Origin of the sequence: Cyanobium sp. CH-040 (assembly GCF_024346135.1) — a bacterium.
Taxonomy (GTDB): domain Bacteria; phylum Cyanobacteriota; class Cyanobacteriia; order PCC-6307; family Cyanobiaceae; genus NIES-981.
On sequence record NZ_JAGQCJ010000004.1, the window covers coordinates 17071 to 43139 of the forward strand.

A 26069-nucleotide genomic window follows, 5' to 3' on the forward strand; every position below is an offset into this window, starting at 1 on the left:
TCAGTGGCTTGGTTTTGCAAGCGCTTTCCCGTCATGCAGGGCGCCGTAGGGATCAATCCCTATCTCGCTGCCGGGATATATGGGCTGGCTCCGGCCAGCGCCGCAGCTCGCCGCGCAGGTGCTGCAGGCCGAGCCGGGCCGTGGCCGAGACGAACAGGGCCTGGGGATCGAGTGCCCGGGCCCGCTCCAGTTCGCCCGCCGCGCAGCGGTCGATCTGATTGGCCACCAGCCGGCGGGGAGCCGTCGAGCCCAGGGAATCGAGAATGGCGTGCACGGTGCGCAGCTGCTCGGGCCAGGCCGGATCGCTCAGATCCACCACCACCAGCAGGCCGTCGGCGGCCAGGGTTTCCTCGAGGGTGGAGCGGAACGCCTCCACCAGGGGTGGCGGCAGATCGCGGATGAAGCCCACCGTGTCGGTGACCAGCACCGGCACGGTGGGGCCGCCGGCGGGGTCGGGCAGCTCCAGGCGCCGGGTGGTGGGGTCCAGGGTGGCGAACAGCTTGTTCTCGGCCAGTACCTCCTGGCGCCGGTCGCCCCGGCCGAGAGCATTGAGCAGGGAACTCTTGCCGGCGTTGGTGTAGCCCACCAGGGCCAGGCGCCGCATGGCACCCCGCCCCTGCCGCAGCCGCGCCCGGTGTTCCCCCAGCTCTCGCCCCTGCCGCTGCAGCCGTTCGATCCGGCGGGCGATGGCGCGGCGGTCCTTCTCCAGCTGGGTTTCCCCAGGTCCCCGCGTGCCGATGCCGCCCCCCTGGCGGGAGAGGCTGCGCCCCCGCCCCAGCAGCCGCGGCAGGCGGTAGCGCAACTGGGCCAGTTCCACCTGCAGCCGGCCGGCGGCGCTGCCGGCGCGCTGGGCAAAGATGTCCAGGATCAGTTCGCTGCGGTCACTCACCGGCAGATCCAGCAGCCGCTCGAGGTTGCGGCCCTGCACCGGCGTGAGCTCCCGGTCGGTCACCACCAGCGTCGCCCCGAGCCGCCGCGCCTCCAGGGCGGCCTCCGCGAGCTTGCCCTCACCCCAGACCGTGGCTCCCGCCGCATGGCTGCGGCGCTGCTCCACGGTCCCCACCGGCTCGCCGCCGGCGCTGCGCACCAGGCCCTCCAGCTCGCCGATCCAGCGCTGGGCCTCGCTGCGGTCCGCCGGCGTCAGCGCGAGCAGCAGCACCCGCTCCGTGCCCGAGTCCGCGCCGCCCGGGGCAGGGAGGGGGCCGGCTTGGGCCACTGGCCGGGGGTCGCGGCTGCAGAGCGCCGCCAGATCGCCGCTCTCCTCCACCTGCCAGGGCTGCGGGGCGCCCCGGTCGCTGCGCAGCAGCACTGCCGGCCAGCGTCCTCCCGGCGCCGGCTGATCGGGGAATCGGAGCCACAGCCCCGCAGCCAGATCCAGCCCCGCCACGCCCTCCGGCTGGCCCGGTTCCAGCTGGCGGCCGCGGCCGCAGCAGGTGAGCAGCCGCAGGTCCCGCTCCTGCCCCCGCCGGCTGCCCGGCAGGGTGTCGAGGTGCTGGCCCCAGGACTGCAGCGGACCCACCCAGAGCAGGCGGCAGAGCCCGCGCTCATCGACCACCAGGCTGAGCGGCAGCCCCAGCTCCCGGCTCTCCGCCGCCAGGCGCTGCAGGCACAGCAGGTCCGCCACGGCCGCCGCTGGATGGCGGCGATGGCAGAGCTGCTCCAGCCGCCGCCGCTGGGAGGGCCTGAGGCCTGCCGTGCGTCCTCCCAGAACCCCCTGCCTCAAGGCCGGCGCACCAGCAGGCAGCGCAGTCCGGCTGCCGCGGCTCCCTGCACATCCTCGGGGCTGTCGCCCACATGCCAGGCCTCCTGCGGGCTGAGGCCGAGGCCCGCCAGGGCAAGCCTGAAGGGCGCTGGATCCGGCTTGGCGGCCCCTGCGACACTGGACACCACCACGACCTCCAGCCACCGCGCCAGACCCAGGTGCTCCAGCAGGCCGGGCAGCCGGCTGTCGAAGTTGCTCACCACCGCCAGCTTCAGGCCACGGGCGTGCCAGCGCTCCAGCTGGGCGGGCACATCGGCGTACACCTGCCAGCGGACGGGATCGGCGAAGTGAGCGAACAGCTCCTGCACCAGTGCCTCGGGGGCAGGCGGGCCGCCGGCACCCACCACGCTCTCGCTGATGCGCTCGCCCCACCAGGCCACCTCGGCGCGCTCCAGCGCCGCGCCACCGAGGTCGGGAAAGGCGAGGGGTGGAGCCTGCCGGTAGGAGGCGCGGAACGCCCGCTCCACCGCCTCGGCCGCGACGCCGATGCCATGACGCCCCGCCAGGCGGGCATAGGTGAGGCCCACCGGCTCCCGCAGGCCGATCAGAGTGCCCATGGCATCAAGCAGCAGGCCGCGGGGGCGCTGGCCCGCGGTCATGGCTGCCAGTCGGCCAGCCAGCCGGCCGCCACCCGCAGCTGATGGGACCGTCCCGGCAGGCGGGACAGGTAGGCCAGTCGGCGCAGTTGAAAGGCGGCCGGCCCGGCCAGGGTGAAGCCGCCGCCCACGAGGCTGGCCTCGCCCTTCCCCAGGCTGATCATCTCGCCCAGATCCTGGAAGCGGAAGGGCTCCAGCGGCTCGTCGCAGCGGGCCCGCAGCAGGTTGTCCGCCAGGCAGGTGGCCTGCTGGAAGGCCACCTGGGCGGTGGCGGGCAGCGGCGGAGAACTCTCGGCACCGCCGTGGTCGCCGCCCACGGCGGCGATGTCGCCGAGGGCGAACAGATGGGTGTGGCCCTGCAGCCGCAGCTGGGGGTCCACCAGCAGGCGCCCCCGGGAATCACGCGCCGGCTCCGGCCGGATCGCCGGCGGCGCGAAGTCCAGGCCGGCGGTCCACACCACCGCCTCCACGACCAGGCGCTCCGGCCCGCTGGCCGTGTCCAGATCCAGGTGGTCGGCCCCCACCTCCCGCACCCGGCAGCCGCAGCGCAGGCGCACATCCCGGCGCTGCAGAGCGAGCAGGGCCTGCTCCCGGTTGAAGGCGCGGGCCTGGGGCAGTGCCGCGGGCCCCTGCTCGATCAGCTCCACCACGGCGGCGCCCTCCAGCAGATCGGCCAGCTTGCAGCTCAGTTCCACGCCGCTGGGGCCGGCCCCCACCACGGCCAGACGCTGCAGGGGCCGCCGCCGCTGCCGCAGCTGGCGCACCACGGTCTGGAGCCGTTCCACATCCGCCAGGCTGCGGAAGCCGAGGCCGTGTTCCACCACTCCGGGGATGCCGAAGCTGTGCATGCGTGACCCGGTGGCCAGCACCAGCTGGCCGAAGTCCAGCTGCCGGCCTCCGGTGGTGTGCAGGCAGCGCCGGGCAGCGTCGATCTCCACCACCCGATCCTGCAGCCAGGCCACACCGCGCCCGGCCAGCAGGGCGTCGTAGCGGGGGGCGATCTCCCAGCGCCGCAGCTCACCGCTGAGCAGCTCGTAGAGCAGGGGCAGGAACAGGAAGCAGTCCTGGGGCTCGATCAGCAGCAGCGGCGGGTGGCGGCGCTGCTGGGAGAGGGCCAGGGCCGTGTAGAGCCCGCCGAAGCCGCCGCCCACAATCACGACGGGTCCGCGCACCTCCGGGTCGTCGCCGCTGGCATCGGTGTGGGCCATGGTCTGGGGGCCGGCCGGTTGCTCAGCGGCGGGCTGCGGATCCGTGCGGGTCATCGCTGCGGGTTCGCCCATCTGCCGTGAGAACCCTAACCAGCGTCCCGCGCACGGGAGCATGATGGCCCCATGGTCACCGCCCAGGCCCAGATCCTGCCTCGTGACAGCGACGGCACGCCCGTGGTCCTCGAGCACGCCCTCGAGCGACTGCAGGGGCTGGATGCCTACGGCCGCCTGGCGTGGGCCCAGGACACCTTCGCCGACGGCTTCGCCGTCACCACCAGCTTCGGCATCCAGTCGGCGGTGCTGCTGCACCTCGTCAGCCGCCTTCAGGCCGAGCGCGGCCGCTCGGTGCCGGTGGTGTGGGTCGACACCGGCTACCTGCCCGCCGAGACCTACCGCTACGCCGAGCAGCTGCGGGAGCTGCTCGGGATCCACCTGCACATCGCCCAGGCCGAGATGACGCCGGCCCGGATGGAGGCCCTGCACGGCCGTCTCTGGGAGACCGGTCTGGTGGCCGACCTGGAGCTCTACCACCGCCTTCGCAAGGTCGATCCCCTGGAGCGCGCCTTCGCCGGCCTCGGGGTGACTTGCTGGGCCAGCGGCGTGCGCGGCAGCCAGACCGACCATCGCCGCTCGATGGCGCTGCTCGATGCCATCCGCCAGCGCTGGTCGCTGCGGCCGTTGCTGAGCTGGACGAACAGGGACGTGTACTACTACATGCAGGAGCACGACCTGCCCCAGCACCCCCTGTTCGAGCAGGGCTACTCCACGGTGGGCGACTGGCACTCCAGCGCTCCCGACACTGGTTCGCTGAACGGCCGCGACACCCGTTTCGGTGGCCTCAAGCAGGAGTGCGGCATCCACCTGCCCGGCCTGATGGGTGAAGGCATCTGAGCCGGCCCACTGGCTGCTGATCGGCAACAGCCGCTGGCACTGGGCCTGGGGCGAGCCGGACGCCCTGGTCTGCCGCAGCCAGCCACCCCCCGACCCGGGCGCTGAAGCCAGTCTCGGTCTCGGCGAGGTCCTCTCGGCGCTGTGCGCCTGGGCGGCGGTGGGTCCTGTGCCCCCAGTCCCAGGGCTGGATCCCCGTCGACGGATCCTCCTCAGCCGCGTGCCCCTTCAGGGGATGCCGCACTGGCTGGGCATCGACCGGGCCCTGGTGGGCTGGCAGGCCTGGCGGCGCAGTGGGTCGGCGGTGCTGGTGGCCGATGCCGGCACCGCCCTCAGCCTCACCCTGGTGGATGCCGAGGGCCGCTTTGTCGGCGGTCGCATCCAGGCGGGCCTCGCCCTGCAGTTGCGGGCCCTGGCCCGTGGCACGGCCGGACTGCCGGCCCTGCCGGTGGACGCGGGCTCGGAGCCAGGGTGGACGGGCGCTGACCCCTGGCCCTCGGCCACCGCCGACGCCATGGTGACGGGGGTGCGCGAGGGTCTGGTGGCATCCGTGCGCCATGCCTGGCGCCAGGCCCGCCAGCGCCACGGCGACTGCCGGCTGTGGATCACCGGTGGGGATGGCGGCTGGATCGCCGACCGCCTGGAAGGGGCGCACCGGCCGGACCTGGCCCTGCAGGCCCTGGCCTGCCTGGCCCAGGAGGCTGAGCTCAGTTCAATCCCAGATCAGTGAGGATCGTGTCGGCCATGGTTTCAGCCTTCACCTTGGTGTAGATCCGCTCGATGTTGCCCTCGGGATCGACGACGAAGGTGTGCCGCATCATGCCCATGTACTCACGACCCATGAACTTCTTGAGGCCGTAGCTGTCGTAGGCACTGGCCACGGGACAGGGCTCAGCGTCGGTGAGCAGGGTGAAGGGAAGGCTGTACTTGGCGATGAACTTGGCATGGCTGGCGGCGCCGTCCTTGCTGATGCCCAGCACCTTGATGCCGTGCTCCTCGAAGCTGCTCCACTGATCGCGGAAGTTGCAGGCCTCCTTGGTGCAGCCCGGGGTGTCGTCCTTCGGATAGAAGTAGATCACCACCCTCTGGCCCAGCAGTCCGGACAGACTCACGGGATTGCCCTCCTGATCGGGAAGGGTGAAGTCGGGTGCGCTGGCGCCGATCTCCAGGGCCATCGGGTGCATGGAGCAAGAATGGCCGGAGCCTAGGGGAGTCACGCCTGGCTCGCCCCGATCCTTCCGCCCCTCCCCGGCTCTGGCTGGGCCCTCTGCAGGGCGCCTGCGCCGACGCGCTCTCCGCCGCGGAGCTGGCCTGGGGGCGGGGGCTGACGCCCGGCCGGCGCCGGCGCTACTGGCAGAGCCGGGCCGCCCTGCGGCACTGGCTGGCCGGGGTGCTGGACTGCGGAGCCGCCACGGTGCCGCTGCACAGCCCGCCCGGCTGCCCGCCACGGCTGCTGGGGGGGGCTGGGTGCGTGAGCCTGAGCCATAGCGGCGGCGCGCTGTTGCTGGGCTTCTCCGCCGATCCGATCGGGGTCGATCTGGAGCCGGCCGATCGGCCCGTGGCGGCAGCGGCCCTGATGCGGCGCTGGTTCCCGCCGGAGGAAGTGGCGCAGCTCTGCCATCTCGACCCCGAGCCGCTGCGTTCCGCGGTGCTCGCCAGCTGGGTGCTCAAGGAGGCGGCGATCAAATGGCGCCAGCGATCCCTGGCCGCCGAACTGGCCCTCTGGCGTCTCGACCATGCCAGCGGGCAGTTAGTGCATGGCCGGGACGGCGTGCAGCCCGAGGCCCGGAGCGGCACCACAGGCGGCTGGCGCTGGGCGGTGGTGGGTCCAGGCGCACGGCAGAGCAGCCTTGTCGCAGCCTGAGACGGATTGCTGCGCATCGCGTCATCGAATGCGTAATTTCCCGGTCAATTGTTTCAATTCCTTGACCAGGCTTGCTCGTTATGGGCAGGGGTGACAGCGCTGACTAATTTCTGGGGGAACTCACCGATCTTCGCTGTGATCAAACATCTGCTCGCTGGTCTCGTGGTGGGCTCGGCGATCACCTCCACGGCCTTCCTGCCTGCCAACGCTGCCGTTCAGAACGGCCTGCCGATCCGCTGGAACACCGGCGGAGCCGTCTGGTCCACCAACACCAAGGCGATGGAGACCTTCCTCGAGACCGGTGAAGTCACCGATCGGGGTCTGCGGGGCGGTCTGAACCTCTCGGGCTGGTCCGACGAGGAGGTGCGCGAGGGCCTCACCAAGTCCTATGACGTGGACATGGTGGGCCTGCACCGCTTCCTCTACTCCGACGAGGGCGTCCGCTTCCTCAAGAACCAGACCACCAGCTACTTCCCCTACCACTCCAAGACGGAATACTCGGTGCAGGCCCTGCGTTCGGCGATCATCGCCGATGCCCGCGATGGCTCGATCTCCTCGGCCGGGATCATGGCCAACCTGCCGGTGGATATGCGCCTGGCTGATTTCTGCGGCACCTACACCGGGGCCCAGAACGTCTGCGCCGAGGGCCAGTGCCAGGGAGAAGCCCAGTGCACCTCTCTGCTGTCCTGGTATGTGTTCCTTCCGGCCTGCGTCCAGGCCAACCAGGTGAGGCAGCCCGTGGCTGAGGTGCGTCGCACCGTGGCGCCGGCTCCGACCCCGATGCCCCAGCCCCAGATCATCCGCGGTCTCTGGTGAGCCCGCGGCCCGGGAGGTCTGGCCCCTGGGGTCAGTACCTCCCGGTGATCAGCATCTTCCGGCGATCAGCAGGCTGTGCCGAAGCTCCTGGGGCAGGCGTTGCCCCAGGGCCCGGCGCAGCTGCTCGGCCAGTGCGGTGAAGGTCGATGTGTCCAGGCTGCGAAGCTGACGGCGGTAGGAACCGCCCGGGTCCAGCCAGCGACGCAGCACACTCTCACTGAGTTCCAGCTCCAGGGCTTCGTTCCACACCTCCCGCCGCACCGTCAGCCCCTGTCCTGCCAGGGCCTTGAACCAGCGCTCCGGGCCCAGCTCCTGCCGCCTCACGGCCCTGGCTTCCGCCGTCAAGGCGTCCCGCAGGTCCCCTTCCCGCTCGTCACCAGGGTCGTGGCATCGGTTGAGTGCGCTGGCGGGACCAAGCTGGGGCTGGCTGAACAGCAACCGCCACTCACCGCCCGGCTCCAGCAGGGGGGTGAAGGCGTGGACCCAGCGCTCGATCCGGCTCGCGCTCGGTTCCTCCCCCACCCGCCGTGCCGCGATCCAGTCGAAGCGGCCTTCCCCGCAGTCCGCAGCCAGCTGCTCCGGCTCCGTGGCGGCCGAGATCCGCAGTTCGGGCCGGCGCAGGCTGTCGAGCACCTGCAGCTGGGCGCGCAGCCGTGCGGCCGTGCTCTCCTCTCGCACCTGAATCGTCACCCCGCCTTCGGGCGTGGCCTGCAGGGGGTCGAGGGCCCAGAGCAGGGAGCGGCCATCGAGCAGCAGCACCCGGTGATGACGCTGCCAGCCGGCTCCGGCCCATAAGCGTTGCCGCAATCGGTCCAGCCGCGCCCCCTCACTGGCCGCCTGGCGCTGCAGCCAGCGTTCCAGCTGGGGGTCTTCGGGGCCGCTGCTGAGCACGTCACCCCGCTCATGGGCCGTTTCGGCGACGGCCGCCAGCTGGGCGCCGCGGCGCTGCTGCAGCCGCTGGCGCAGGGCGCCCTCCCAGCCCAGCTGCCCCGGCTGCCAGAACACCTCCCCCTGCAGCTCACCGGGCAGGTACTGCTGCGCCACCCAGTGCTCGCTGTAGGCGTGGGGATAGCGGTAGCCCACGCCATCGCCGAAGGCCTTGCCGTCGCGGTTGGCATCGCGCAGGTGGGCCGGCACCTGCTGGCGATTGGCCGACCGCACCGTCTTCACCGCATCGAAGAACCCCAGCACGCTGTTGCTCTTCTCGGCCCCGGCCAGATACAGGGCCGCCTGGGCCAGGGGGTAGAGCCCCTCGGGCAGTCCCACCCGCTCGAAGGCCGCGGCGCAGGCCTCCACCACCACGATCGCCTGGGGATCGGCCAGGCCGATGTCCTCGCCGGCGGCGATCAGCATGCGCCGGAAGATGAAGCGGGGGTTCTCGCCGGCCTCCACCATCCGCGCCAGCCAGAACAGGGCGGCGTCGGGATCGCTGCCCCGCAGCGACTTGATGAAGGCGCTGATGGTGTCGAAGTGGGCGTCGCCCTGCTTGTCATAGAGCACGGCCCGCTCCTGGATCGACTCCTCGGCGATCGCCAGATCGATCGTGATCACGCCATCCGGCCCTGGCTCCGTCGTCTCCACCGCCAGTTCCAGGGCATTGAGCAGGCTGCGGGCGTCGCCGCCGGCCACATCCACCAGATGGGCGGCCGCCGCTTCGGCGATCGCCACGCGCCGGTCGCCGTAGCCCCGCTCCGGGTCCGCCAGGGCGCGCTCCAGAAGCTGGCGCAGGTGCCGGGCTTCGAGGGGCTGCATCCGGAACAGGCGCGAGCGGCTCACCAGCGCCTTGTTCACCTCGAAGAAGGGGTTTTCCGTGGTGGCCCCGATCAGGGTCACGGTGCCGTTCTCCACCCAGGGCAGCAGGGCGTCCTGCTGGGCGGTGTTGAAGCGGTGCACCTCATCGATGAACAGGGTGGTGCGCAGGCCGTGCAGGTCGAGCCGCTGGCGGGCGGCGTCCACTTCGGCGCGCAGATCCTTCACCCCCGCCAGCACGGCGTTGAGGCTGCTGAAGTGGGCGCGGGTGGTGCCGGCGATGATCCGCGCCAGGGTGGTCTTGCCCACCCCGGGCGGGCCGTGCAGGATCAGGTTGCCCACCCGGTCGGCGGCGATGGCGCGCCGCAGCAGCCGGCCGGGCCCCAGGATCGGCTCCTGGCCGACGAACTCATCGAGGGTGCGCGGTCGCAGCCGGTCGGCCAGGGGCGCCAGCCGGCGCAGGCGCTCGTTGCGCTGGTGGGAGAAGAGGTCGGTCACGTTTGTCCATCATCCCGCCGGCTGCAGGCCGTTGGTTGTGGGGCAACGCGCTGATCGCCGGTAGCTTGCGAGCAGCGGAGCACCGCGGTATGCAGCCCTGGCTTCCCCCTGGCGCTCAGGCCACGACCCTGGTGGCAGCGCTGGTGATCGGCGGCTGCGCCGCCCATGCGCCTCAGGCCCGGCAGCCGCCGGCGGTGCAGGTGGAGGCCATCGGTGACGCTGCGTTCAGCCCTGGGATCGAGATGGTGAGCCAGCTCTCCACCACCACCGATGTGGCGCTCCGGCCCCAGGTGGAGGGCCGCGTGGTGCAGATCCTGGTGCAGCAGGGCCAGCGGGTGGAGGCCGGCCAGCCGATCCTGGTGCTCGACAACGCCCAGCAGCGGGCGGCTCTCGATGCGGCCCGCGCCGAGGCCCGCCGGGACGCCGTTAATGCCCAGCGCTACACCTTCCTGCAGCAGCGGGGCGCGGTGTCTGCCCGGGAACGGGACTTCTATGTGACCCAGGCGATCACCAGCCGGGATCAGGCCCGGGTGCGCGAAGCCGACCTGGCCTACAAGGTGGTGCGGGCGCCGATCAGCGGCCTGATCGGCAACCTCTCCTCGGTACAGCTGGGGGATGTGGTGCGCGCCGGGCAGGTGATCACCGGCATCGTCGACAACACCAGCCTCTACACCCTGATGGATGTGCCGGCCACCCAGGCCAGGCAGGTGGCGATGGGCCAGACGGTGGAACTGGAAGCCCAGACCACACCCCCGATCAGCGGCAGCGGCCGGGTGGTGTTCATCTCCCCCTACTTCGGTGTCCGGGGCGGCCCGCAGTCCCCCAACAGTGTGCTCGTGAAGGCTGAGTTCGCGAACCCCACCGGCGACCTGAAGGCCGGCATGTTCGTGAGGAACCGCATTCTCACCAGCCGCACCCGCCAGCTCTCGGTGCCGGTGCAGGCGGTGCAGATGCAGGCCCAGCAGCCGTTTGTGTACAGGGTGGTGCCGCTGGCCCAGGTGCTGCCTGACATCCGCGAGTCCCCGCGGATTCCCGAGCTGCAGAAGCGCAGGCTGGAAGCCCTGCCTCCCACCAGCCCCGTGGTGCTGCAGACGCCGGTGCGCCTGGGGCCCCTGGAGGGCAATCGCTATCCGCTGCTCTCGGGCCTGCAGGCCGGAGACCGGGTGGTGGTGAGCAACACCGCCCTGCTGCGCTCGGGCATGCCGGTGCGGATCGCCACGGGGCCCACCGCCCCGCCGACGTCCCCGCCGCCAGCCACGAAACCTGCGCGTACTGCCGGATAGGGCGCGCCGCCATGTCTCTCTCTGACCCCTTCATCAGGCGGCCGGTGCTCACCACGGTGTGCAGCGTCCTGATCGTGCTGGTTGGGCTGATCAGCATCCCCGCCCTGCCGATCGAGAACCTGCCCAACATCGCGCCCCCGCAGATCCAGGTGACCGCCACCTACGGCGGCGCCAACTCCCTGGTCACCGAGCAGGCCGTGACCAATGTGCTGGAGCAGCAGATCAACGGCGTTCCGGGCGCCGATTACATCTCCTCGCTTACCACCAGCACCGGCTCCAGCACGGTGAACGTGTTCTTCGACAAGGGCACGGACATCAACATCGACCAGGTGAACGTGCAGAACCGGGTGTCGCTGGCGATGCCCCAGCTACCCCAGCAGGTGAGCAGCACCGGCGTGTCGGTGAAGCAGACCACACCCTCGATCCTGCTGGCCTATCAGGTGTCCTCCAGCGCGGGGCAATTCGATGCGGCCTATCTCAACGGCCTCATCTATCAGCGCCTCTACTACCAGCTCGGCCGCGTTCCGGGGGTGGCCCAGGTGGCGCTCTTCGGCGGCAGCCAGCCGGCCTTCTGGCTGTTCGTGGATCCACTCAAGCTGGCGGCGAACCGCATCACCGCCGATCAGGTGGTGGCGGCGGTGGCCAGCCAGAACACGGTCGCGGTGGGCGGGCTTGTGGGCGGACCGCCGGCCGGTGGTGATCAGCTGTTCACCTATCCGATTCTGGTGGAGGACAACGGCAACCTGGTGTCGATCGATCAGTTCAACCAGCTGGTGATCGGCCGCACGCCCCAGGGCAATCTGCTGCGTCTCCGGGATGTGGGTGAGGCCACCTATGGGTTCTCCTCCTTCTCCACCCAGGGTGTGGACATCAAGGGCTATCCGTCGATCACGATCGGGGTCTACCAGACACCGGACAGCAATGCCCTGAAGGTGTCCCAGGCGGTGGTGGCGCTGATGCAGGAGTTCTCCCAGCAGCTGCCGCCGGACGTCACCCTGGTGCAGATCTATGACGTCGGCCAGTTCATCGAATCCGCGGTGGACGGCGTGGTGGATGCGCTGGGACTGGCGATCGTGCTCGTGCTCTCGATCCTGCTGCTCTTCCTGCAGGACTGGCGCTCCACGGTGGTGCCCAGCCTGGCGATTCCGGTGGCCCTGGTGGGCACCTTCGCCTTCATTCAGGTGTTCGGCTTCTCCATCAACCAGCTCACCCTCCTGGGCCTGGTGCTGGCCACCGGCCTGGTGGTGGATGACGCCATCGTGGTGGTGGAGGGGGTGACGGCCAAGATCGAGGCGGGCATGCGGCCCCGTCAGGCCGCCCAGGCCTGCATGGGGGAACTCTTCGGCGCCATCATCGCCACCTCACTGGTGCTGATGGCGGTGTTCGTGCCGGTGGCCTTCTATCCGGGCGGCATCGGCATCATCTACCGCCAGTTCGCGCTCACGATCGCCTTCTCCATCGGCATCTCCACCTTCAACGCCATCACCTTCTCGCCGATGATGGCGGGTCTGCTGTTCAGATCCGAGGCGGCGGGACGCCCGCGGGGCTGGGGATGGCCCATCGGCGGCGTGCTGCTCGGTCTGGCCTTCGGCCGCTTCAGCGCCGCGTCCTTCGGGCCCGGCGCCTACGTCTTCGGCCTGGTGCTGTTCGGCCTGGCCGGGTTCCGCCTGGCCTGGATCTTCGACGGCTTCAACGCCGCCTTCCATCGGCTCCAGGGTGGCTACAGCCGACTGCTGCGGGTGCTCATCCGTCGGCGCCGGCTGGTGATGGCCGCGCTCGGCGCCGGCATCGTGCTCACCGCCTACGCGTTCAACGCCCTCCCCACCGCCTTCATCCCGGAGGAGGACCAGGGCTACGGGCTGGGCATCTTCCAGCTGCAGAGCGGCGCCTCGCTCAACGAAACGCAGCGGGTGGGTCTGCAGATCGCGGAACTGCTGCGCGAGGAGGAGGACATCACTTCCGCAGCGATCATCAGCGGCGCCGGCTTCAACGGCAACAGCCCTGACCAGGGCCTGTTCTTCTTCGGTCTCAGGCCTCTGGAGGAGCGCTCCGGCAGCGCCCACCGGGCTCCGGCGATCGTGGCCCGGCTGAACGCCCGCCTGGGTGACTTCAGCACCGGCCTGGCGGGGGCGTCCCAGCCGCCCGCCATCCCGGGGTTCTCGGCCCAGGGGGGCTTCTACTTCCAGTTCAACGACCTCAGCGAGGGTGGGTACAGCTTCGAGGAGCTGGATGAGCAGGTGCAGAGCCTGCTGCTGGCGGGTCAGGCCAGCGGGGACTTCTCCAGCCTCTACACCCAGTTCATTCCCAGCTCGCCTGCCTTCGGCCTGAGCATCGACCGTTCTGCCATGGGGGCCCTGAACATCGACTTTCAGCAGGCGATGCAGACGATCGCCATCCTCGCCGGTGGCAACTATTCCGGTCTCACCTATGAGGGCGGCCAGGTGCGCAACATCTATGTGCAGGCGGCCGAGAGTGGCCGCAGCCGGCTCGAGGACATCCTCAGCTACTACGTCGGCAACCGCGACGGTGAGCTGATCCAGGTGTCCCAGTTCGCCCGGGCCGATCTCACCAGCGCGCCACCGGTGATCAGCCACTACAACCTCTACCGCACGATCCTGGTGCAGGGAGTCGAAGCCGCGGGCAGGAGCTCGGGCCAGGCGCTGGCGGCGATCCAGCGCGTCTTCCGGGACCAGGACTTCAACAACATCGGCTCTGCCTTCACCGGCATCGCCTCCCTTCAGCTCTCGGCCGGCAATGCCAGCGTGCTGGTGTTCGGTCTCGGCATCCTGTTCGTGTTTCTCGTGCTCTCCGCCCAGTACGAGAGCTACGTGACGCCGGTGATCATCCTGATGACGGTGCCGCTGGCCATGCTGGGCGCCCTGGTGTTCCTGGCACTGCGCTCGATCGACCTGAACATCTATGCCCAGGTGGGGCTGGTGACCCTGATCGGTCTGGCGGCCAAGAACGGCATCCTGATCGTGGAACTGGCGGAGCAGCAGCAGCGGGAACGAGGCCTGGCGCCGGCCGCTGCCGTGATGGCCGCGGCCGAATCCCGCCTGCGCCCGATCCTGATGACCGCCATCGCCTCCCTGGCCGGCTTCCTGCCCCTGGTGCTGGCCACCACGGCCGGGGCCAACAGCCAGCAGTCGCTTGGCACGGTGATCTTCGGTGGCCTGCTGGTGGCCACGGTGCTCTCCCTCGGCGTGGTACCGCCCTTCTATGTGGTGGTGAAGGCTCTGCAGGAGCGCTTCACAGGCCCAGGGATTCCAGACCCGGCTGGATCGGAGGCCAGGGCTGAGCCGGGTGCCTGAGCTGAACCGCTGACGCCTGCTCGCCCGCCCATGGCCGCTGCCGTGCGGTACGGGCACAATGACCCGGTCTGCCTGCTGCCGGGGCGTGCTGATTCGCCGGTTGTCCGCTCTGGCTCTGATGACCGGAGGCAGCCCTGGGCTCGTGGCCTGCGCCCGCCAGCCGGTCACGGCGCCGCCAACCCTGGTGCCGGTGGAGGCCGCGCCGGTGCAGTCCTCGGCCTTCGCGGACCAGCTCACCACCGTCGGCACCCTGGAATCGGTGGAGAAGGTCTCCCTGGCGGCCAGGGCGGGGGGACGCATCGAGCGCATCCTGGTGCGGGAGGGGGAGGTGGTGCAGGCCGGGCAGCTGATGGTGGTGCTGGATCAGAAACAGAGTCAGGCCGAGCTGGCGGCGGCCCGGGCCACCATGGAGCAGAACCGGATCGACTTCAGACGCTACGAATTCCTGGCGGCCCAGGGGGCAGCCAGTGCCTTCCAGCGCGATCGCTTCCGGGAAGCCTTCCTGCAGTCCCAGGAAAACGTGCGGATCCGGCAGGCCGATCTGGCCTTCAAGGACCTGCGGGCCCCCATCACCGGCGTCGTCAGCGACCTGGAGGTGAAGGTGGGGGATGTGATCCGGGAGGGCACCCCGTTCACCAGCCTGATCCGCAACGACCGCCTGCAGGTGCGCGTGGAGGTGCCCGCGGTCCACGCCTCCCGCGTGCGGCTTGGGCAGCAGGTGTTCGTGGAGGCTCCCGGTGGCGGCGGCACCCTGGCCAGCGGCCGGGTGAGCTTCGTCGACCCCAACGTCACGGCCGACACCCAGGGACTGCTGGTGACGATGCCCTTCGACAACCCCGGTCCGGACCTGCGCAACGGCATGCGCCTGCGCACCCGCGTGGTGTTCGACACCCGGCCGCAGTTCGCGGTGCCGTTCAGCGCCGTGCGGCAGACCTCCGGGCAGAGCTTCGTGTTCCGCGTCGGTGGACTGCAGGAGCTCAGGGCCAATCCCGGACAGCTCACCGAGCAGCAGCTGGCCACCCTCCCGGCCGATGGCGCCTATGCCCTGCAGACCCCCGTGGAGCTCGGTGCCGTGCAGGGCGACCGCTACCCGGTGCTCAAGGGCCTGCAACCGGGTGAGCGGGTGATCACCACCAACCTGATCAGGCTCCGGCACGGCACGCCGGTGGTGGTCAAGTGAGGCCCTAGCTGATGTCTCCTTCCAACACCTTCATCACCCGGCCGGTCCTCACCACGGTCTGCAGCCTGTTGATCGTGATCGTCGGTCTGATCGCCATCCCCGTGCTGCCGGTGGAGAACCTGCCGGACATCGCCCCTCCCACGGTCACCGTGCGAGCCGTCTATCCCGGTGCGGATGCCATCTCGGTGGAGGAGGGCGTGACCTCGGTGCTGGAGCAGCAGATCAACGGCGTGCAGGACATGGAGTTCATCACCTCCACCAGTTCTGCCGATGGGGTCTCCAGCATCACCATCTCCTTTGCCAGTGGCACGAACGGGGACATCAACCAGGTGAATGTCCAGAACAGTGTGTCCCTGGCCGAACCGAGGCTGCCCCAGGAAGTGCGGCAGACCGGCGTCAGTGTTCAGAAGGCTTCGAATTCGATTCTGCTTGTTTATAACTTCGCATCAGAGGATCCGCAGAATCCCTACAGCGTCGAGTTTCTCTCCGGTCTGCTCGATCAGAACCTCACCGATCCGATCCGCCGTGTTCGTGGCGTCGGCTCCCTCACCTATTTCGGCAACCGCCAGCTGGCTTACCGGATCTGGCTCGATCCCGGTCGCCTCACGTCCGTCGGCCTCACCTCGGCCGATGTGCGGGCGGCATTGCAGAGCCAGAACCGCCTGGTGCCCGCCGGACAGGTGGGTGGCGAGCCCTCGCCGGACGGCCAGCCCTACACCTTCACCGTGCAGCTGCAGGGCCGTCTGCGCTCGCTTGAGGAATTCGAGAATCTCATCCTCAGGCGCATGGGCGATGGGTCGCTGATCCGGCTCAAGGATGTGGGCCGCGTGTCCCTCGGGGGTGAGACCTTCAACATCGGTGCCACCGACATCAACGGCGTGCCCTCGGTGGGCATGGCGATCTACCAGCTCAGTGGCAGCAATGCCGTTGACGTTTCGGCCGGTGTGGAGAAGGTGATCGAGGACTTCCGGGCCAGCCTGCCCCCCGGCGTGAAGGCGGAGAAGATCTACGACACCACTGACTTCATCAACGCCTCGATCCGGGGCGTGGCCAATGCCCTGCGGGATGCGGTCGTGCTGGTGGTGCTGGTGCTGTTCCTCTTCCTGCAGGACTGGAAGTCGACCCTCGTGCCGGGGATCGCCATCCCGGTGGCTCTGATCGGCACCTTCGCCGGTGTGCTGGCGGCCGGATTCTCCCTGAACCAGCTCACCCTGTTCGGGCTGGTGCTGGCCACCGGACTGGTGGTGGACGACGCCATCACGGTGATCGAGGACACCACCAGCAAGAAGCAGTCGGGACTGGGGGCCATCAGGGCGGCCATGGCCACCATGGATGAGCTGTTCTCCGCGGTGATCGCCACCTCCCTGGTGCTGTTCGCGGTGTTCGTGCCGGTGCTGTTCTTCCCAGGCGCCACCGGCACGATCTACAAGCAGTTCGCCGCCACGATCATCTTCTCGGTGGCGATCTCCACCTTTAATGCCCTCAGCTTCTCGCCCATGCTCTCGGGTCTGCTGCTGGGGCTGGAAGGGGGCACGCCCTCCCGCCGCACCTACGGCATCGGTGGCGGCTTCGTGGGCTTCGTCTATGGACTGCTGTCCGCCGGCGGAGGCGTGGTGCCGGCGCTGCTGGCGACCCTGGCCGGCGTGCTCGTCGGCTTCGCGCTCAAGCTGACCACCGGGCTTCCCCTGCGCCTGCCTTTCGCCATCGGCGGTGCCGCCGCAGGTGTGGTCTTCGGTGGCCTGGCCAATCCCCTGCCGGTGGTGATCTTCACCGCCATCGGCCTGCTGCTGGGCTTCTTTCTCGACCCCATCTTCGCCGTCTTCAACCGCTTCTACGGCCGTGTCGAGAGCGGTTACAGGGGCCTGCTCGGCTGGGTTCTCGACCACCGCCGCGTTGTCATGGGCCTGCTGGCGGGCGGCATCGCCCTCACGGCCGTGGCCTTCAATGTGATGCCTTCGGGTTTTGTGCCCACGGAGGACCAGGGTTATGCCATCGGCTTCGTGCAGGCTGCCGACGGGGTGTCGCTGGAGCGCACCGAGGCGATCAATCAGGAGGTGGCGGAAATCCTGCGAACGGAGCAGGAGAACGGCGTGCAGAGCGCCGCTCTCTTCAGCGGGGCCAGCCTGCAGGGCAATGCTCCCAACCGCGGCATTTTCTTCCTCGGCACCGAGAACTGGGATCAGCGCCAGTCACCTGAGCGCAGTGTCGCGGCGATCGTGGCGCGTCTCAACGACAAACTCCAGAGGGTGGAGGATGCCCGGGTGTTCGTCGTCGAGCCTCCAGCCGTGCCCGGCTATGGCACCGGGGATGGTTTCGAGCTGCAATTGCTCGATCAGAGCGGCGGTGCCTTCTCCCTGCCCGAGCTGGCCGAGCAGGCCAGCACCCTGATCCGCAACGCCACGCAGACCGGTGTGTTCAGCCGGGTGTTCACCCAGTTCTCGCCGGAAAGTCCGCAGCTGGAGGTGCTCGTGGACCGGGATCGCATGGCGGCCCTGGGGATTGATTATGGCGATGCCATGAGCACCTTCAGCTTCTATTTCGGTGGCTCCTACGTGAACGACACGTTCGTGGAGGGTCAGGCCAGGCGCGTCTACATCCAGGCAGATGAGGCTTATCGATCCACTCCCGAATCACTGACCGAGCTGTTTGTGCGCAACGGCAACGGAGATCAGGTGCCGCTCTCGGAGTTCTTCGCGGTACGCCCCATCACCGGTCCGTCTGTGATCCCCAGATTCAACCTCTTCCGGTCCATCCAGGTGGAAGGCAATGCCGCTGCGGGCAGGAGCTCCGGTGAAGCCATCAGCACCATCCGTTCCCAGTTCGAGCAGCTCAATGTGCCTGGTCTTGGTTATGACTGGACGGGAATTTCCCGCGAAGAGGTGAAGGCCGGCGCCTTGGCGATCGTGATCTTTGCCCTTGGCATCCTGGTGGTGTTCATGGTGCTCTCCGCGCAGTACGAGAGCTACACCGACCCCTTGATCATCCTGATGACGGTGCCCACCGCCATGCTGGGTGCCCTGCTCTTCCTTGCCGCTCGCGGTGAGGTGCTGAACATCTATGCCCAGGTGGGTCTGGTGATGCTGATCGGCCTGGCGGCCAAGAACGGCATCCTGATCGTGGATCTGGCCAACCAGCGCATGGCGGCCGGGGCAACGGCCCTGGTGGCGGCCCGGGAGGCTGCCCAGTCACGCCTGCGGCCGATCCTGATGACGGCGATCTCCTCCCTGTTCGGCTTCCTGCCCCTCGTGCTGGCCAGTGGTGCCGGGGCACGCAGCCAGTCCTCCCTGGGCACCGTGGTGTTCGGCGGGCTGCTGGTGGCCACCATCCTCTCGCTGCTGGTGGTGCCGGTGTTCTATGTGGTGATGAAGCAGTTCTTCGGCGAGGGCGGTGCCGACGCAGACACAGCCGCTTCCGCTCAGGAGAGCAGCGCCTGATGCCCCGTCTCACCTCTCGGAGCCGCTGATGGCACGCCCCCGCTTCAACGGCGCCGCGGCCACCCTGGCCGCCCTGGTGGGTGGGGGGATCGGCCTGTCCGTGGCGCTCTTCCTGCGGGCACTGGTGCTCAACACCCCGGCCGATGTCCGGCCGAGCACCTTCTACTGGTGGTTCGTGCTGTTCAGCGCCGCGGGAGCGCTCTGGGGGCTGGCCACCCAGACGATGAAGCAGCTGGAGCGCATCCAGGGGTATCGGCATGGCTCCCTGCGCCCATCCGCTGCCGACCGCCGCCTTGGCCAGGACGATCCCGAGCCCCGAGACCCCTCGGCAGGCGCCGAAGAACTACCTGCCCGGGGTTCCGGTGATCCAGGTTTCAGGTGATCACCGTCGGCCGCTCCATGCCGGTGCGAACCCGGATCTCGGCCAGGTCATCGATCGCCTGGATCAGATCCGCCAGGGCGAGCTGGGGATCCTGGCTGAGGTTGCCGCTGGGCGGCACGTAGCTCTCCAGATACACCCTCAGGGTGGCCCCCTGGGTGCCGGTGCCGGAGAGGCGCAGCACCACCCGGCTGCCGTCATCGAGCAGCAGGCGCAGGCCCTGACCGCTGGTGAGCGAGCCGTCCACCGGATCGCTGTAGGCGAAGTCGTCGGCGGTGGCGATGCTGCGCCCCGCGAACACCTGTCCCACCAGGGATGGCTGCATGCCCTTCACCCGGCCGTAGAGCCCATGGGCCGCTTCGCTGGGGATGGCCTCGTAGTCGTGGCGGGAGTAGTAGTGGCGGCCGAAGCGGCCCCAGTGCTCGGCCATGATCCGGCTCACCGGCTCGCGCCGCCTGGCCAGGATGTTGAGCCAGAACAGCACCGCCCAGAGGCCGTCCTTCTCGCGGATGTGGTTGGAGCCGGTGCCGAAGCTCTCCTCGCCGCAGAGGGTGATGCGGCCGGCGTCGAGCAGGTTGCCGAAGAACTTCCAGCCGGTGGGCGTCTCGAAGCAGGGCAGGCCCAGCGCTGTGGCCACCACATCGGCCGCGGCGCTGGTGGGCATCGAGCGGGCCACACCGGCCAGGCCATCGGCATAGCCGGGCGCCAGGGTGGCGTTGGCGGTGAGCACCGCCAGGCTGTCGCTGGGGTTCACGAAGCAGCGCTGGCCCAGGATCATGTTGCGGTCACCGTCGCCGTCGCAGGCGGCGCCGAAGCGGTAGGCGTCGCTGCCCAGCAGCAGCTCGGCCAGCTCGTGGGCGTAGGTGAGGTTGGGATCGGGGTGGCCGCCGCCGAAATCCTCCAGGGGGATGCCGTTGCGCACCGTGCCGGTCGGTGCGCCCAGCAGCCCCTCGAAGATGCTCGTGGCATAGGGCCCGGTGACGGCATGCATGGCGTCGAAGGCCATCGGGAAATCGCCCCTCAGCAGATCGGCGATGGCGTCGAAGTCGAACAGGCGCTGCATCAGCGCCACGTAGTCGTCCACCCCGTCGATCACCTCGATCTGCAGGCTGCCCAGGCTGCGGCTGCCGGTGTGCTCCAGATCGACGCCGCCGTCCCCGTCCGGCGCCTCGGCGATGCGGTAGCCGTCCAGCGTCTGGGTGACGGCGAAGATGGCGTCGGTGATCGACTCGGGGGCCGGTCCGCCGTTGGCTCCGTTCACCTTCACCCCGAAGTCGCCCTGCGGCCCGCCCGGGTTGTGGCTGGCCGAGAGAATGATGCCGCCGATGGCGTTGTGAAGCCGGATCAGGTGCGAGGCCGCCGGCGTCGAGAGGATACCGCCGGTGGTGGTGATGACGCGGGCCACTCCGTGGGCGGCGGCCATGCGCACGATCACGCCGATGGCCCGGCGGTTGCCGTAGCGGCCGTCGCCGCCCAGCACCAGGGTGCCGCCCGCCACCCCCGGCAGCACGCGGAGGATCGCCTCGATGAAGCTCTCCAGGTAGTGGGGCTGCTCGAACTGGCGGCTGCTCTTGCGCAGGCCGGAGGTGCCGGGCTTCTGGTCGCTGAAGGGCTGCGGCAGGCTGATGGTCCGGACGCTCATCTCCTGCACGTTCAGGGCCATCGCAGCGGGGGCGGTTGCCCACAAACTAACCCTGCGGTTCCGGCCACACCGGCCACCCTGGCTACGCTCCGGAGGAAGCCCGCGAGACAGGCGGGTTGTCCCGATGCCCCGGGTGCCCGCCCTGATCGCCCATGTCTTACTCACGCCAGGTTGCCATCACCGCCCGCTGGCGCCGCGGCCCAGGCCATCTCCCGGATGTCCTGCTGCGCTGGGCGGCTGGGCTGGGCCTGGGGCTGCTCTCCCTGGGGCTCTCAAGCGCAGCGACCGCGGCCGTGATGGGCGGAGCCAGGGCCGTTCCCTACGACCAGGCCCTGGGGCGCACGCGGGAGGCGGCGCGGGCCGTGCTCGCCCGTGCCGGCACCGAGAGCTGCCTGCGCGGCAAGCTCACCAATGCCCTGCTGCAGATGGTGGCCAGCTGTGAGGCGGCCGGGCAGCGCAACTCCCTGTGCGAACTCTCCAACCGGGCCGTGGTTCAGCCCACCTGGTCGAAGGACTTCATGGAGGCCACCGCCCGGGACGTGCTGGGGTTGATCAACGACCCCCCCCGCCGCTGAACCCGAACCCCGGCGCCGGGCGTGGCGGGCTGGAGTTGGCCCTCGGGGTGGCGGGCTGGGCGTTGCGGGGGCAGAAGCGCATCAGATCCTGGCCGGCCCGATCGAGGCGATCGCGCCGCTCGAAACTGTTCTCGGGTGCCGTCACCGCCTGCTCGCGGATCTCCCAGAGCGCGTCCTTGCAGCTGCCCGGCAGCCGCGGATGGTCGAGTAGGGGATCGGCCTGCAGGCGGGCGCCATCGCAGTCCCCGGCCTGGTTCTCCCGGGCGCAGTTGAAGGTGGCCAGCTGCAGTTCGCGCAGCTGCTCACGCGTGGGATAGGGGGGCTCGCTGGCCCGGGCGGGCGTCTGGGCCGCAGGCGCCATGGCCAGCACCAGCAGCAGACCTGCCCAGCGCAGGAGTGCGGTGGCCAGCGGTCCTGGGCCGGGCCGCCGGCGGCCGGGGGACGGAGGGGAAGCGAAGCGGAGCATGGCTGTGGCGGGCCCTGCGGCAGAACCCATCATCGCCGCGCCGCCGCCGCTGCCGCCGCCGCCGCTGGCGTGGTTCCGTCACCGTGGAGGTTGGTGACACCGAGCCGCAGGGGCAGCTGCTGGCGGCGCCAGCGTTCGGCCACCAGCGCTCCCAGCCAGGGGGCATTCAATGCCAGGGCCCGGCGCAGCCAGCCCTGCCGGCGCAACAGCAGTCCCCGCTGTGTCTCCTCCGCCTGCAGCGTCTGGATGCGCTCGCACTCGGGCCGGCGGCGTGCCTCGATGCGTGCCAGGGCCCGGTCGAGCCGCCGCTCCTGCTCCTCGCCACCGCAGCCCTCCAGGGCCTTGAGGAGTTCTTCTGCCGCTGTGCAGGCATCCCGCAGGGCCAGGTTGATGCCCTGGGCCCGCACCGGGCTCATCGGATGGGCGGCATCGCCCAGCAGCAGCAGGCCGGGCCGCCACCAGCGTTCGACCTGGCCTACCTCCACCCGCAGCCGCACCGGCTCGCGCAGGTCGGCGGCCGCGTCGCGCAGCCAGGCCGCCAGGGCCGGCGGACTCAGGGCGGCGAAGCGCTCCGCCCAGTCGCCGCTGGTCTCCTCCCCCTGGGGCACCCAGCCCAGCTGCACCCCGCCGCTGGCACTGTCGAAGGCGCTGAACAGCCCGCCAGGGCCGATCAAAGTGGTGAACCAGCCCTGCAGCGGGCTGGGATCGTGACCCTCCAGCCGGAACCAGAGCAGCTCGATGGCATCGCCCCGGCGCTGCAGGGGGAGACCGGCCTGCTGCCGCAGGCGGGATGCCCGGCCATCGGCCGCCACCACCAGGCTGGCCGTCAGCGTCTGGCCGTCGTCCAGCCTCACGCCCGCCACCCGGCCGTTCTCCAGCAGCAGGCCCGCCGCCCGCCGGCCCAGCAGCAGCCGCGCTCCCGGCAACTCCCCGAGTTCCGCCAGCCAGTGGCGCAGCAGCTCCGGCTGGCTGATCAGGGTGCAGGCTGCCGCGTCCGGCCCCGCTTCCAGGGGCTCGGCCAGGCGGAACAGCTCGCGCCCCTCGAGCACGAAGCTCCAGCCGCAGAGCGGCCGCTGGGGGATGGCGCCGGCCAGCGGCAGCAACCCCATCGCCTCCAGGGCCTCAAGGCCATGGGGCATCAGGGCCTCACCGCGGAACTGGCGCTCGAGGGAGGTGGACGCCTCCACCAGCGTCACCGGCCGGCCGGCGCGGGACAGACGCAGGGCCAGAGTGGCGCCGGCGGGACCGGCGCCCACGATCACGATCGGATCAGGCGTGGGTGGTGTCGGAGAGCGGTGTCAGAGATAGGCGGTGTAGCTGGGATGGGACTGGCCGTCGCGGCAGTTCTGCCCCATCAGCTCGCTCTTCTTGGCCAGCAGGTAGTCCACGAGCTCCTGCTGCACCTCCAGCAGCTCGCGGGTGCAGCCCCGGAAGGCCGCCCTGTGGCGGATGTCGTCGTGGCGCGTGTGCAGGTCACGCAGCATCAGCTGGATCGCATCCAGGGTGGCGCGCTGTTCGCGGGATGCGGAGGGGGAGGGCATGGGGGCTGCTGACCCGGACATCGATCCTATGCGGCGGCCCGGCGTCCGCTGCCGCAGCGCTCCAGCATCCGCTGCTGTTTGCGCTGCAGCCGTTCGGTGATGCCCAGCTCCGCCCCCTTCCAGAGCCGGTCCACCTCGGCGCCGAAGTGCGCCGCCAGCCGGGGGGAGTCGATCACCAGCAGCGTTTCGTCGTTGGTGTGCGCGGCGGCGGGGCTCCAGTTGAAGGAGCCGGTGATCACCCGCCGCCTGTCGATCACCGCCAGCTTGTGATGCAGCTTGTCTCCCCCGGCCAGGCGGGGCGTGCCCACGCCCGGGAGGGGATCGTCGAGGGGGCGGTTGCCGGCCTGCACGATGCAGCGGTGATCGGGCAGCTCCAGCCCGAGCAGATCCAGCACTTCGCTGAAGAAGCGGTTGGCGAAGCCCGGATCGGCCAGCAGGCGCACGGCCACTCCGCGCGCATGCAGATCGCCCACCACGTTGCCCAGCCGCTGGTCGGAGAACACGAACAGGGCCAGATCGAGTCGCGTCTCGGCCTGCTGGAGCAGCTCCGCCAGCAGCTGCAGTCCGTTGCGCTCGTCCCTCATCCGGTGGGGCGTGAACAAGACGCCCACGGGCGTGCTGCCCACCCTCACCCAGCGCAGGCCCGCACTCTCCTTGGCCAGGCCGAAGCGGCTGCCCTGGCCGCCCAGCGGACCTGAGCCCCACAGGCGCTCGAATTCCTCCCGGAACAGGGCCGCCAGCTCCTGGCTGTGCAGCCGCAGCATGTGGTTCACGTTGCCCCGGGTGCTGGCGTCATCGGGGTCGCCGTGGATGCACGAGGAGGTGAAGTTGGTGGAGCCGGTGAGCACCTCGCGCCCGTCGATCACCATGAACTTGTGGTGCATCAGGCCGCTGCCGGCGCTGCCGTCGGCGGTGTCATCGATCACCGGTATGCCGCCGTCGCGCAGCAGGGCCACCGCATCGCCCCCGCCCAGAGCCTCCAGCTGGGCCCTGCGGTGCCGCTCCCGGGGGGAGAGATCGGCCAGGTGCTGCTCACTCCAGGGGGTGCTGTAACTGTTCTCCAGCACCACCCGCACCCGCAGCCCCTGGCGATGCCGCTCCACCAGAGCCCGGGCGATGCGGGGCAGGGTGAGCTCCTGAACCGCCACGAGAATCTCCCGCTCGGCGCCGGCGATCGAGGCGAGCACGAAGGCCTCGAGGTCGTCGCCCTGGCGCCAGCGGCCATCGATCGGGCTGCGGTAGCGGCTGGCGGGGTTGTGGTTGAAGGCCACCGCCATGCCTTCAGGCAGGGGCGGGGGCTTCGGCGGGGACCCCACCAGGGCGGCCTCGGCGCCGCAACCGGCCAGCAACAGCCCCAGGGCAGCGGCCCAGGGCAGGCGCCGCAGCTTCAGCATGGCAATCGGGCAACACCTGGATCAGGGTTGCCCCGGCACGCAGCACGCGGCTGAGGGCGGCCTGCGGTTCAGTCGTGTCAGTCGTGAGAGGGCATTTCGGCGCTGAACAGCATCACCACGAACCAGAGGCTGCCGAGCACGACGGCGGTGAGCACGGCCGAGGGCAGCCCCATCGAGCGGATCACCAGGGGCACGGCCACCGGAAAGGCGATCGCTCCCACCAGCGGTGTGGCAGCTACCAGCACACGCTTCAGCTGCACGTCAGAACCACTCGCTGGCGGCTTTCTCGGCCGGGTTGCTGTTGTCTTCGGGTGTGCTGCGGGTGAATTCCAGGGTGATGTTGCGCTTCTGCTCCCCGTCAGCGGCCACGGCCTCGATCGGATAGAGCTGCTTGCCATCCCGGAAGGGCACCTGCACCCGGAATGTGCCGTCGGCGGAGAGCGGCACGTCCTCGCCGCCGATGCTCAGGCGGGCGGAGGGATCGGTGGCGCCGTAGACGATCAGTTCGGCATCGGCCACCAGCCAGAAGGAGCGCTGGCGGGGAGCCACGCCGCCGATGCCGGAATCGCGGCCGCTGGCCCAGATGCCGATGCCGGAGGCGTTCAGTTCGGCGCCCTCCAGGCCGGCTCCCTCGAGTTCGTGGAAGGCCTCCGAACCGCGGCTGATGCGGCGCCACTGGGACGTGGCGCTCTGGTAGAGGCGCTCGTGCAGGCCCGTATCCCCCACCGGCTCGACGGGAGCCTGCGGGGTGGGTGCCGGGGCGCTCTCGAGGGAGAAGGGAACGAACTGGTCGAGGATCTGGTCACTGGGGTGGAGGGCCGGCACCCGTGCCACCGAGGAGAAGGCCAGCGACATCCAGCCCCCTGAGCCGCCCTTGCGGTAGCCGAGCTCAACCCGGTAGTCGCGGTCGCTGAGGGGAACGGGCAGATACCACTCGGTGGCGTGGCTGTCGACGATCACCTCCTGGAGGGTGTGGGGGTGGGCCGAACCCCCCGGCAGGCCCGTCACGTCGGCGACCCTCAGGCACAGCTGGGAAGCCCCGGCGGCCTGGGCGGCTGCCCGGTCGGCATCGGAGATCTCCCAGAACACGTAGGCCCACTGCGGGTCACGGGGCAGGAACACGACGCTGGTCTCCGCCTGCGGACGGGGGGCGGGCTCCAGCTCGGCTTCGATGGCCTGCAGGCTCGGCTCGTTGGTCTCCTGATCCTGACGTTCCTCGATGGCCGCCACCAGCTGTTCCTTGGATTTGCGGCTGTAGAGAGCCACGCCGAGATCGCTGGCAACCTGGCGCAGTTGCCGCAGGGTCATGCGGGCGAGCGATCCGAGCGACTTGGCCACAGTGAACGTTTCCTTCGGGATCAGTGGACAAACTTTGTCACCATCGGCTCCCCGCTGCGCAGGCGGTCAGCAAGCACTGACGGGTTGAGCGATTGTCCGTGACCGGCCCCCGCTGCCCCTGGCCCGCCGCAGGCAACCATCGATC

Annotated in this window: 22 protein-coding genes; 10 read left to right on the plus strand and 12 right to left on the minus strand. The window is 70.1% G+C overall.

Annotation, left to right across the window (positions count from 1 at the left end; genetic code table 11):
- Positions 1-52: 52 nt before the first annotated feature.
- Genes hflX through KBY90_RS05095 form a run of 3 tightly spaced genes read right to left on the minus strand, consistent with a single transcriptional unit; the run spans position 53 to position 3620 of the window.
- Positions 53-1723, minus strand: coding sequence for a GTPase HflX (gene hflX / locus KBY90_RS05085; RefSeq protein ID WP_254967397.1), 1671 nt, complete (start codon positions 1721-1723; stop codon positions 53-55).
- On the minus strand, positions 1720-2361 hold the full coding sequence (locus tag KBY90_RS05090; protein WP_254967398.1) for an HAD-IA family hydrolase: 642 nt from the start codon (positions 2359-2361) through the stop codon (positions 1720-1722). Before KBY90_RS05090 ends, hflX begins: the two co-directional genes overlap by 4 nt.
- The gene (locus tag KBY90_RS05095; protein ID WP_315858711.1) at positions 2358-3620 is read right to left on the minus strand and encodes an FAD-dependent oxidoreductase; all 1263 of its coding nucleotides are present in this window, start codon (positions 3618-3620) and stop codon (positions 2358-2360) included. Before KBY90_RS05095 ends, KBY90_RS05090 begins: the two co-directional genes overlap by 4 nt.
- A 69-nt stretch (positions 3621-3689) precedes the next feature.
- Here KBY90_RS05095 and KBY90_RS05100 point away from each other — a divergent pair, with 69 nt between their 5' ends.
- Positions 3690-4457 (plus strand): phosphoadenylyl-sulfate reductase, encoded by a 768-nt coding sequence (locus KBY90_RS05100; protein ID WP_254967399.1) that lies wholly within the window; start codon positions 3690-3692, stop codon positions 4455-4457.
- Positions 4444-5184, plus strand: coding sequence for a type III pantothenate kinase (locus tag KBY90_RS05105; RefSeq protein ID WP_254967400.1), 741 nt, complete (start codon positions 4444-4446; stop codon positions 5182-5184). Before KBY90_RS05100 ends, KBY90_RS05105 begins: the two co-directional genes overlap by 14 nt.
- Here KBY90_RS05105 and bcp read toward each other — a convergent pair.
- Positions 5162-5629, minus strand: a complete 468-nt coding sequence (gene bcp / locus KBY90_RS05110; protein ID WP_254967401.1) for a thioredoxin-dependent thiol peroxidase — start codon at positions 5627-5629, stop codon at positions 5162-5164. The genes KBY90_RS05105 and bcp overlap by 23 nt on opposite strands.
- Between bcp and KBY90_RS15070 the strand changes: the two genes are divergently transcribed.
- Together KBY90_RS15070 and KBY90_RS05120 are read left to right on the plus strand one after the other, a co-directional pair.
- The gene (locus KBY90_RS15070; RefSeq protein WP_254967402.1) at positions 5602-6318 is read left to right on the plus strand and encodes a 4'-phosphopantetheinyl transferase superfamily protein; all 717 of its coding nucleotides are present in this window, start codon (positions 5602-5604) and stop codon (positions 6316-6318) included. The two genes, bcp and KBY90_RS15070, sit on opposite strands and share 28 nt — an antisense overlap.
- A 135-nt stretch (positions 6319-6453) precedes the next feature.
- Positions 6454-7134, plus strand: a complete 681-nt coding sequence (locus KBY90_RS05120) for an alpha/beta hydrolase (protein ID WP_254967403.1) — start codon at positions 6454-6456, stop codon at positions 7132-7134.
- A 48-nt stretch (positions 7135-7182) separates the two neighbouring features.
- On the opposite strand, the gene KBY90_RS05125 is transcribed toward KBY90_RS05120, so the two are convergent.
- Entirely contained in the window at positions 7183-9381 is a 2199-nt protein-coding gene (locus KBY90_RS05125; protein WP_254967404.1) for an AAA family ATPase, read from the minus strand.
- A gap of 89 nt (positions 9382-9470) precedes the next feature.
- Here KBY90_RS05125 and KBY90_RS05130 point away from each other — a divergent pair, with 89 nt between their 5' ends.
- From KBY90_RS05130 to KBY90_RS05150, 5 genes are all read left to right on the plus strand, one after another.
- On the plus strand, positions 9471-10664 hold the full coding sequence (locus KBY90_RS05130) for an efflux RND transporter periplasmic adaptor subunit (protein WP_254967405.1): 1194 nt from the start codon (positions 9471-9473) through the stop codon (positions 10662-10664).
- 11 nt (positions 10665-10675) lie between these two features.
- Positions 10676-13975 carry an efflux RND transporter permease subunit gene (locus KBY90_RS05135; RefSeq protein ID WP_254967406.1) on the plus strand — a complete coding sequence of 1100 codons (3300 nt, stop codon included), beginning with the start codon at positions 10676-10678 and terminating at the stop codon, positions 13973-13975.
- Between the two features lie 118 nt (positions 13976-14093).
- Positions 14094-15155 (plus strand): efflux RND transporter periplasmic adaptor subunit, encoded by a 1062-nt coding sequence (locus KBY90_RS05140; RefSeq protein WP_254967407.1) that lies wholly within the window; start codon positions 14094-14096, stop codon positions 15153-15155.
- 11 nt (positions 15156-15166) lie between these two features.
- Positions 15167-18589 carry an efflux RND transporter permease subunit gene (locus KBY90_RS05145; protein ID WP_254967408.1) on the plus strand — a complete coding sequence of 1141 codons (3423 nt, stop codon included), beginning with the start codon at positions 15167-15169 and terminating at the stop codon, positions 18587-18589.
- Positions 18590-18617: 28 nt separating this feature from the next.
- Positions 18618-18971 carry a hypothetical protein gene (locus tag KBY90_RS05150; RefSeq protein ID WP_254967409.1) on the plus strand — a complete coding sequence of 118 codons (354 nt, stop codon included), beginning with the start codon at positions 18618-18620 and terminating at the stop codon, positions 18969-18971.
- Here KBY90_RS05150 and KBY90_RS05155 read toward each other — a convergent pair.
- The gene (locus KBY90_RS05155; RefSeq protein ID WP_254967410.1) at positions 18964-20610 is read right to left on the minus strand and encodes an alpha-D-glucose phosphate-specific phosphoglucomutase; all 1647 of its coding nucleotides are present in this window, start codon (positions 20608-20610) and stop codon (positions 18964-18966) included. The genes KBY90_RS05150 and KBY90_RS05155 overlap by 8 nt on opposite strands.
- 152 nt (positions 20611-20762) lie before the next feature.
- On the opposite strand from KBY90_RS05155, the gene KBY90_RS05160 reads away from it, so the two are divergent.
- Positions 20763-21185: a hypothetical protein gene (locus KBY90_RS05160; RefSeq protein ID WP_254967411.1), complete on the plus strand. Its 423-nt coding sequence runs from the start codon at positions 20763-20765 to the stop codon at positions 21183-21185.
- Here the strand turns inward: KBY90_RS05160 and KBY90_RS05165 are convergent.
- The 6 genes from KBY90_RS05165 to KBY90_RS05190 all read right to left on the minus strand — a co-directional run bounded on the left by KBY90_RS05165 (position 21163) and on the right by KBY90_RS05190 (position 25894).
- Positions 21163-21651 (minus strand): hypothetical protein, encoded by a 489-nt coding sequence (locus KBY90_RS05165; RefSeq protein WP_254967412.1) that lies wholly within the window; start codon positions 21649-21651, stop codon positions 21163-21165. The two genes, KBY90_RS05160 and KBY90_RS05165, sit on opposite strands and share 23 nt — an antisense overlap.
- Positions 21652-21680: 29 nt before the next feature.
- Complete coding sequence (locus KBY90_RS05170; RefSeq protein WP_254967413.1) at positions 21681-22907, minus strand: FAD-dependent monooxygenase; 1227 nt, start codon at positions 22905-22907, stop codon at positions 21681-21683.
- Between the two features lie 42 nt (positions 22908-22949).
- Positions 22950-23192, minus strand: coding sequence for a hypothetical protein (locus KBY90_RS05175; RefSeq protein ID WP_254967414.1), 243 nt, complete (start codon positions 23190-23192; stop codon positions 22950-22952).
- Positions 23193-23218: 26 nt separating this feature from the next.
- A complete protein-coding gene (locus KBY90_RS05180) occupies positions 23219-24586 on the minus strand; it encodes a phosphatidylserine/phosphatidylglycerophosphate/cardiolipin synthase family protein (protein WP_254967415.1) in 1368 nt (455 codons plus the stop codon).
- A 77-nt stretch (positions 24587-24663) separates the two neighbouring features.
- Entirely contained in the window at positions 24664-24831 is a 168-nt protein-coding gene (locus KBY90_RS05185) for a hypothetical protein (protein ID WP_254967588.1), read from the minus strand.
- Between the two features lie 16 nt (positions 24832-24847).
- Positions 24848-25894, minus strand: coding sequence for a DUF4912 domain-containing protein (locus KBY90_RS05190; protein WP_254967568.1), 1047 nt, complete (start codon positions 25892-25894; stop codon positions 24848-24850).
- Between the last annotated feature and the right edge of the window lie 175 nt (positions 25895-26069).